At 60.2% G+C, this 7,187-nt stretch carries 4 protein-coding genes and 1 pseudogene; 1 reads left to right on the top strand and 4 read right to left on the bottom strand.

Annotated elements, in window-relative coordinates; genetic code table 11:
- Nucleotides 1-242: 242 nt before the first annotated feature.
- The 4 genes and pseudogenes from ACIQAL_RS16250 to ACIQAL_RS16235 all read right to left on the bottom strand — a co-directional run bounded on the left by ACIQAL_RS16250 (nt 243) and on the right by ACIQAL_RS16235 (nt 5,179).
- Entirely contained in the window at nt 243-1,154 is a 912-nt protein-coding gene (locus ACIQAL_RS16250; protein ID WP_401147127.1) for a sigma 54-interacting transcriptional regulator, read from the bottom strand.
- Nucleotides 1,155-1,239: 85 nt separating this feature from the next.
- On the bottom strand, nt 1,240-2,187 hold the full coding sequence (locus tag ACIQAL_RS16245) for a sigma 54-interacting transcriptional regulator (protein WP_401147126.1): 948 nt from the start codon (nt 2,185-2,187) through the stop codon (nt 1,240-1,242).
- A gap of 1,087 nt (nt 2,188-3,274) precedes the next feature.
- Nucleotides 3,275-4,372, bottom strand: a pseudogene (locus tag ACIQAL_RS16240) (transglycosylase SLT domain-containing protein); the annotation flags it as partial.
- A gap of 102 nt (nt 4,373-4,474) precedes the next feature.
- Nucleotides 4,475-5,179 (bottom strand): GntR family transcriptional regulator, encoded by a 705-nt coding sequence (locus tag ACIQAL_RS16235; RefSeq protein WP_401147123.1) that lies wholly within the window; start codon nt 5,177-5,179, stop codon nt 4,475-4,477.
- A 188-nt stretch (nt 5,180-5,367) separates the two neighbouring features.
- Between ACIQAL_RS16235 and ACIQAL_RS16230 the strand changes: the two genes are divergently transcribed.
- On the top strand, nt 5,368-7,110 hold the full coding sequence (locus ACIQAL_RS16230) for an IlvD/Edd family dehydratase (RefSeq protein ID WP_401147121.1): 1,743 nt from the start codon (nt 5,368-5,370) through the stop codon (nt 7,108-7,110).
- The last annotated feature ends 77 nt before the right edge of the window (nt 7,111-7,187 follow it).

Raw genomic sequence — 7,187 nt, 5'->3', positions numbered from 1 at the left:
GCGGAGTGGGTCGAGCGGCATGGATGCCGCGAGAGCGCCGCAAGGACATGGATGTCCGTTCGGCGCGGGCCCACGGAGCGTCGCCGGAGTGAGGGTATTCCGACGAAGGAGGAACCCAACCAGGAGCAGGCACTTTTGGTTACTTTTGGTGCTTTTCAAAAGTAACTCGCCGAAGGCGAAACGCTTCTGCGGTTAGGCAAAACCCGAGGAAATGGATATTCACACACCTCGAAAAAACACCCTCAAACATCCAACTCCTTCATCCGGTGATAAAGCGTCCGCCGGGGAATGTTCAGTTCCTGGCTCACCGCATCAATACTGTTGTTGTGCCGCTTCAACGCTGCCTGGATCAACACCTTCTCGATCACCCGCATCTGCGATTTCAACCCTGTCGACGACTCGCCCTCTTCCCCAGGCTCCTCGCCCAACAACGGAAACCCCAGCACAAACCGCTTGGCGGCCGACTTCAGCTCACGAATGTTTCCCGGCCAGTCATGGTTCAACAACACATGCCGCAACACCGTACTCACCTCCGGCATCACCCGTCCCGACTCACGGGCGGACGACAGCGCGAAGCGCCGAAACAGCGGAATGATCCGCTCACGCTGCGCCCGCAATGGCGGCAGTTTCAGCGTCAGCACGTTGAGCCGAAAATACAGGTCCCGGCGAAACCGCCCTTGGTCCACCAACTCATCCAGCGCGTGCTGCGCCGAGGCGATCACGCACACATCCAGCGCAATCGACGTGGTCGACCCCAGCCGTTCAAGCTCACGTGTTTCCAGCACGCGCAACAGCTTGGCCTGAAGACTCAACGGCATGCTGTCGATTTCATCCAGGTACAACGTCCCGCCCTGCGCCGCTTCGATGTACCCGACGCGGGAACGGTCCGCCCCGGTGTAGGCGCCGCTGACCACGCCGAACAATTCGCTCTCGGCCAGCGTCTCCGGAATGGCCGCGCAGTTCATCGCCACCAGACGCCCCTTGCGCCCCGACAACCCGTGGATGCGCTCCGCCACGGTGTCTTTGCCGGTGCCGGTTTCCCCCGACAGCAGCACATCAATGCCCAGTTGCGAAATACTCTGGGCGATGACTGTCAGGTTCGGCACCTGATGGTCATCGGCGGGCTCATCTTCAAAAAAATCGTAAACACTCATCCCCAACCTCTGGCAGTTCACGCGCCTGCAAGCGCCCGTCGCTGCGGGCGGGCCGAGCGATTCGTGGGACAACAGGCGTCAGGTGTTACGAAAACAGCGGATCGGATACCGCGAGGCAGCTAAGGCCCAGTTCTTTCATGCGGTGATACAGGGTACGCCGGGGAATCTCCAGCTCCTGAATCACGGCATCGAGGCTGTGTTTGTGGCGCTTCAACGCGTCCTCGATGAGCATCTTTTCGATCACCCGCAACTGGGTTTTGAGGCCGGTTTCAGGATCACGATCCGGTTCGATGTCGGCACCCAGCAATGGGAAACCGAGGACGAAGCGCTTGGCCACCGACTTGAGTTCGCGAATGTTGCCGGGCCACGCGTGGCTCAACAGCACCTGCACCAGACCGGTGTCCAGTGAAGGAACCGAGCGGTTGAAATCGCGGGCGATGGACTGGGTGAACTGGTCGAACAACGGCAGGATCTGTTCGCGACGGTTGCGCAAGGCTGGCATCTGGATCGTCAGCACATTGAGGCGAAAGAACAGGTCGCGGCGAAACAGCCCTTGTTCCACGAGTTCATCCAGCGGCCGTTGCGCCGAAGCGATGACCCGCAAGTCCACGGGGATGAATGCGGTGGAGCCCAGGCGTTCGATCCCGCGGGTTTCGAGAATGCGCAGTAACTTGGCTTGAAGGCTCAGGGGCATGCTGTCGATTTCGTCCAGGTACAACGTGCCGCCGCAGGCTGCTTCGATGTACCCCTGACGTGCTCGGCTGACGCCGGTGTACGCGCCGTTGACCACACCGAACAACTGGCTCTCGGCGAGCGATTCCGGGATTGCCGCGCAGTTCATGCCGACGAAGGCACCGGTCCGACCCGATAGCTCATGAATGGCCTTGGCCAACGTGTCCTTGCCGGTTCCGGTCTCGCCGCACAGCAGCAGGTCCATGCTCAGACTCGCTGTATTCAACGCTATCTGATGAACATCCAGCGTTGTATTTGCCCCTAAAGATGCCCAGCCGCTTACATCGATTTCGTCCTTCATCGATACCTCTCAAATTGGGTGCAAGCGAGTTATTAGTACCACGCATTACAAAGGCAGCAATAATTAATTTTAGTTCCCGCGCTTGATGAGAACAGGTTCACAAGGTTCCCCAGTGATATCAATATGACTGCACTCTTCCGCGCAACTAATACATGCACAGCCCCTTTCAAACGCGTATTTAAATTTAAGACTTGCCTCGCTCAAGGCAATGTTTTAACAGGGCATCGATAGCGCAAAATAATTCTCATCGACTATCACAATATATTAACAATCAATGGGTTATGCTACATTTCAGTGCGCCCAGCCCCCGGTTTCCTTGTATTCGTCAGAAAACCATCACCCCTCGTCAGCGGACTTAGTTCAAGCGGCTATTAGTTCTCCAAGTAACATCGTCATGTTTGCATTTAAAGTCACGCTCACTTACACCTTCCTTAACACTCACTTTCTGAATACAAAGTGACTCCTTCTTTACCTCAACTCCCCTCGTTCAGCTTTAACGTTAGCGCGACACTTTAAATGACTCAGTGGCGACAACTTAATAAAGGCCACGCACTCTTTTCTATACCGTTCAAACATTCGGAAATCCAACTAAGGCCATTCGGATTTCCGAACGGTGCTTTATCCATTCAGCAACTCCGCCTGAACGCCCCTGTATTCCGGGGGTTTGCGTGGACGCGACGTGGCCGATTTCCGCCACCTGAGCACCGCAACGCGGCCTTTGTTTCTTGTTCGTGTCGACTGCGACATAACTAAGGACCCCCTACGCGATGACGAGCGGCGACCTGTGATAACGAGGCATTCGCGAAACAAATACTCATGCGATGTTTCAAGATATTTCTGAAACACGATAAATCGCTCTGTATCAGCAAGGGTACAAGGGTGCGAAAAAGTTCACGGCGTATGCCACGATTTAGATGAACGAATATATGGCCCGGCGACACCACAGCAGGCTTGAAGCGCTAAATGCCTGCCTCAGGAAGGTTTGTATCCGTACGGTTACCAACACGCTTTTTTTGCAGCGGTGCACCGAAGCGGGTCACGGCGATCGGTGGAGCGAGTTCCGCCCTCAGGGCGCCAACCGGACGGACGGCGATACCGGCGAGGTGGTCGCCGCAAGCGCTTCACTTGACGCCTGTGACCCATACGGGCCCATTTTCGCGAGGCTGGCGGACAGTTGCTGCGCCTGGTCCTTGGGCACGAGCAGATGGGTGGGACCATCGACGGTTTTTTTGCGCAGGTATGCCGGATTCAGGCCGAGCAGCACCGCCTCGTCCACCCCGGCGCTGGCCGCCAACTGGCTGAGGTCTACGGGACGGGTCAGTTCGATAGCAGTGAAATACGGCGCATTGGCCACGGGGCTGAGCTGCACGCCGTACACCTCCGGTTCCCGCACCAGCATCGACAGTGCCAGCAGCCGTGGCACGTAATCCTGGGTTTCTTTCGGCAGGTTCAGGTGCCAGTAATCGGTGGGCAGGCCATGTTGCTGGTTGGCCTCGACCGCCCGGCTGACGGTGCCCTCGCCCGCGTTGTACGCCGCCATCGCCAGCAGCCAGTCACCGTTGAACTGATCGTGCAGGCGCGTGAGGTAATCCATGGCCGCCTTGCTCGACGCCACGACATCGCGTCGACCGTCATACCAGGCAGTCTGTCGCAAATTGAAGTCGCGCCCGGTGGCCGCCATGAACTGCCACAACCCTGCCGCGTCCTTGATCGAGTTGGCTTTGGGGTTGTAGGCGCTCTCGACAATGGGCAGCAGCGCCAGCTCCGCAGGCATGCCCCGCTGGTCCAGGCTTTCGGCGATGAAATGCAGATAGGGGCTGGCGCGCAGGCTGGCGTTGCGCAAGAAACCGGGATTGCTCAACAGCCAGTCACGCTGGCGGACGATGCGCGGGTTCTCCCCCGTGTCGTCCACCAGGCTGAACCCCTGCCCCAGCCGTCCCCAAATATCACTGCCGTCATACGCCGCCGCCATGACGCGAGGGCGCGGACGGACGCTGACGTCCGGCGAACGATTGAGCCCGGCCACCAGTCGCGGAGTGCGCTCGACCGAAGGCGGCAACGGATAACCGAGCACCTCATGGTCGAGGGTCTGGCAACCGGCGCAGAGCATGGCGAGGGCCAGCGAACCGAAACGGACATGGCGAACGAAAGTGGGCCCCAAAAGTGGGGTCGAGGCAGGTGGCATGGGGGGCGGGTCCTGAGAGCGATTACCCTAGGTGGCACCCGCGCCCGCCCGGTTCCATAAACAGTGACTCAACAACGACGTTCCATTCACCGAGTCCGGCGATCAGGCGCTCAGGTGTTTGGGTTCGGTCTGCGTGACGAGCCCCGCACGTCGATGGTAGGCCTCGACGTACGCATCCCGCGACGGTGCCAGGTGCGCCCGGCACAACTCGACCAGGCAATGCGAGTCGCCTGCCTTAAGGGCTTCGATGATCTGCCAATGCTCGCGACGGGCTCGCTCAAGCTGCTCAGGCAGCACCAGCGAGGATGAGCGAATAGAGTGCGCCCGTTGCGCATGGTCCTGGATGGCAGCGACCAATACGGGATTATCGGACAGCGCAAACAGCTGCCGATGGAAGCTCATGTTGGCGCGGAACACCAACCGTAAATTGCCAGCGGTTACCTGAGCGTCGTGTTCACGTTGGGTCGCCTCCAGCGCCTGCATTTTCTCTTCCGGCACCGGGAAGCGGATCAACTGCACGCACTGGCATTCAAGCAGCTCGCGAACGGCGTACAGGTCTTCGACTTCTTTGATGGTGTATGCCCGTACCAGCGCGCCGACATTGCGTTTACGCTCCACGAGCCCCATGCGCTCAAGCTCGACCAGCACCTGCCGCACCACATGCCGCTTGAGATTGAAACGCGCCAGCAACTCATCCTCCACCAGGCGCTCACGCGGGTGCAGGAAACCCAGCACGATTTCTTCTTCAAGCGTCTGGACGGCCCGTTCCAGGCCGCTTTGTGGGTCATCGAATTCCATAGAATGCATAACGGGGGATTGCGCTCGGTTTGAGTGGATTGACTGCGCCAGACTGCCACAAACCCTCGTCCGCCGCAGCTTCGAATGAGCATGACGTCCAAACATCGCGGCGCTTGCATCGCCCGGCCCATTCATGATTTCATCGCCTTCACGGATTATCAATAATATCCCCAATAATAAAATCGACAGAGGTGACCATGCCTGATCACAACCCCGTTATCAAACCGCTGGGCATCCGTAAGGGCCTGACCAATTACGGCGACACCGGGTTCGCGCTGTTCCTGCGCAAAGCCTTCATCAAGGGCGCCGGGTACACCGACGACGCGCTGAACCGCACCATCGTGGGCATCGCCAACACCGGCAGCGGCTATAACCCCTGCCACGGCAATGCGCCGCAATTGATCGAAGCGGTGAAACGCGGGGTGATGATGGCGGGCGGCCTGCCCATCGACTTCCCGACCATTTCCATCGCCGAAAGCTTCTCGCAACCGACCAGCATGTACCTGCGTAACCTGATGTCCATGGACACCGAAGAGATGATCCGAGCCCAGCCCATGGATGCCGTGGTGCTCATCGGCGGGTGCGACAAGACAGTGCCTGCGCAACTGATGGGCGCGGCCTCGGCGAATGTGCCGATGGTGCAATTGGTGACGGGGGCAATGCTCACCGGCGGCCACCGGGGTGAACGGGTTGGCGCCTGCACGGACTGCCGCCGATTCTGGGGTCAGTACCGCGGCGATCAGATCGACGAGCAGGAAATCACCGAGGTCAACGACAAACTGGTGGCCAGCGTGGGCACCTGCTCGGTGATGGGCACCGCCAGCACCATGGCCTGCATCGGCGAAGCCCTGGGCATCGTGATGCCGGGGGGCGCCTCGCCACCGGCGGTGACGTCCGACCGTATCCGCATCGCCGAACTCAGCGGGCGCCAGGCGGTGATCATGGCCCAGACCGATCTGACGCCGGACAAAATCCTGACCGAGAAAGCCTTCGAAAACGCCCTGCGCGTGCTGCTCGCCATCGGCGGCTCGACCAACGGCATCATTCACCTCACCGCCATCGCCGGGCGCATGGGGTTCGAGATTGACCTTGAAGCCTTCGACCGCATGAGTCGCGAAACCCCGGTGTTGGTCGACCTCAAGCCTTCGGGCCAGCACTACATGGAAGACCTGCACCGCGCGGGCGGCCTGCAGACGGTGCTGCGTGAACTGCGCTCGCAGCTGCACCTGGACACGCTGACCGTGACCGGGCGCACGTTGGGCGAAGAGCTCGACGCCGTGCCGTCGTTCAAGCAGGACGTGGTGCGCACGTTCGCCAATCCGATTTACCCGGCCGGTGGCATCGCCTTTCTCAAGGGCAATCTGGCGCCCAACGGTGCCATCATCAAACAATCTGCTGCCGACCCGGTGCTGATGGAGCACGAAGGCCGCGCGGTGGTCTTCGAGAATTCCGAAGACATGACGGCCCGCATCGACGATCCCGATCTGGACGTCAACGCGGACGACATTCTGGTGCTCAAGAACATTGGCCCGATTGGCGCGCCGGGCATGCCGGAAGCGGGCTATTTGCCGATCCCGAAGAAACTCGCCCGGGCCGGGGTCAAGGACATGGTGCGTATCTCGGACGGCCGCATGAGCGGCACCGCTGCCGGGACCATCGTCCTGCACGTCACCCCCGAGGCGGCGCTCGGTGGCCCGTTGGCCCTGGTGCGCAATGGCGACCGGATTCGCCTGAGCGTGGCCGACCGCTGCATCGAAATGAAGGTGTCCGCGGAGGAGCTTGAACGGCGCAAGGCCGAGTGGGTACGCCCGGTGCCGCAAGGTGCCGAACGCGGCTATCGCAAGCTGTTCTTCGAGCAGACCACCCAGGCCGACAAAGGCTGCGATTTCGAATTCCTGCGCCCGCCGCAGATGATCGCGCGGGTGCCTGCCAGCGACTGATCGCCACGGTTTTCCACGGATGTACGCCGCTGCCTCGGTCAGAGGCAGCGACGCACGGGCTCTAACAATAAAAAAGG

Origin of the sequence: Pseudomonas sp. NPDC088368, from assembly GCF_044753445.1 — a bacterium.
Taxonomy (GTDB): Bacteria; Pseudomonadota; Gammaproteobacteria; order Pseudomonadales; family Pseudomonadaceae; genus Aquipseudomonas; species Aquipseudomonas bambusae.
The sequence above is the reverse complement of the archived record's forward strand: the minus strand, read 5'-3'. Positions and strand labels throughout refer to the sequence as shown.

Excerpts from the sequence above, each read along its gene's own strand:
- ACIQAL_RS16250 (WP_401147127.1), bottom strand. The coding sequence starts at position 1,154 with ATGAGTGTTTACGATTTTTTTGAAGATGAGCCCGCCGATGACCATCAG.
- ACIQAL_RS16245 (WP_401147126.1), bottom strand. The coding sequence starts at position 2,187 with ATGAAGGACGAAATCGATGTAAGCGGCTGGGCATCTTTAGGGGCAAAT.
- ACIQAL_RS16235 (WP_401147123.1), bottom strand. The coding sequence starts at position 5,179 with ATGCATTCTATGGAATTCGATGACCCACAAAGCGGCCTGGAACGGGCC.
- ACIQAL_RS16230 (WP_401147121.1), top strand. The coding sequence starts at position 5,368 with ATGCCTGATCACAACCCCGTTATCAAACCGCTGGGCATCCGTAAGGGC.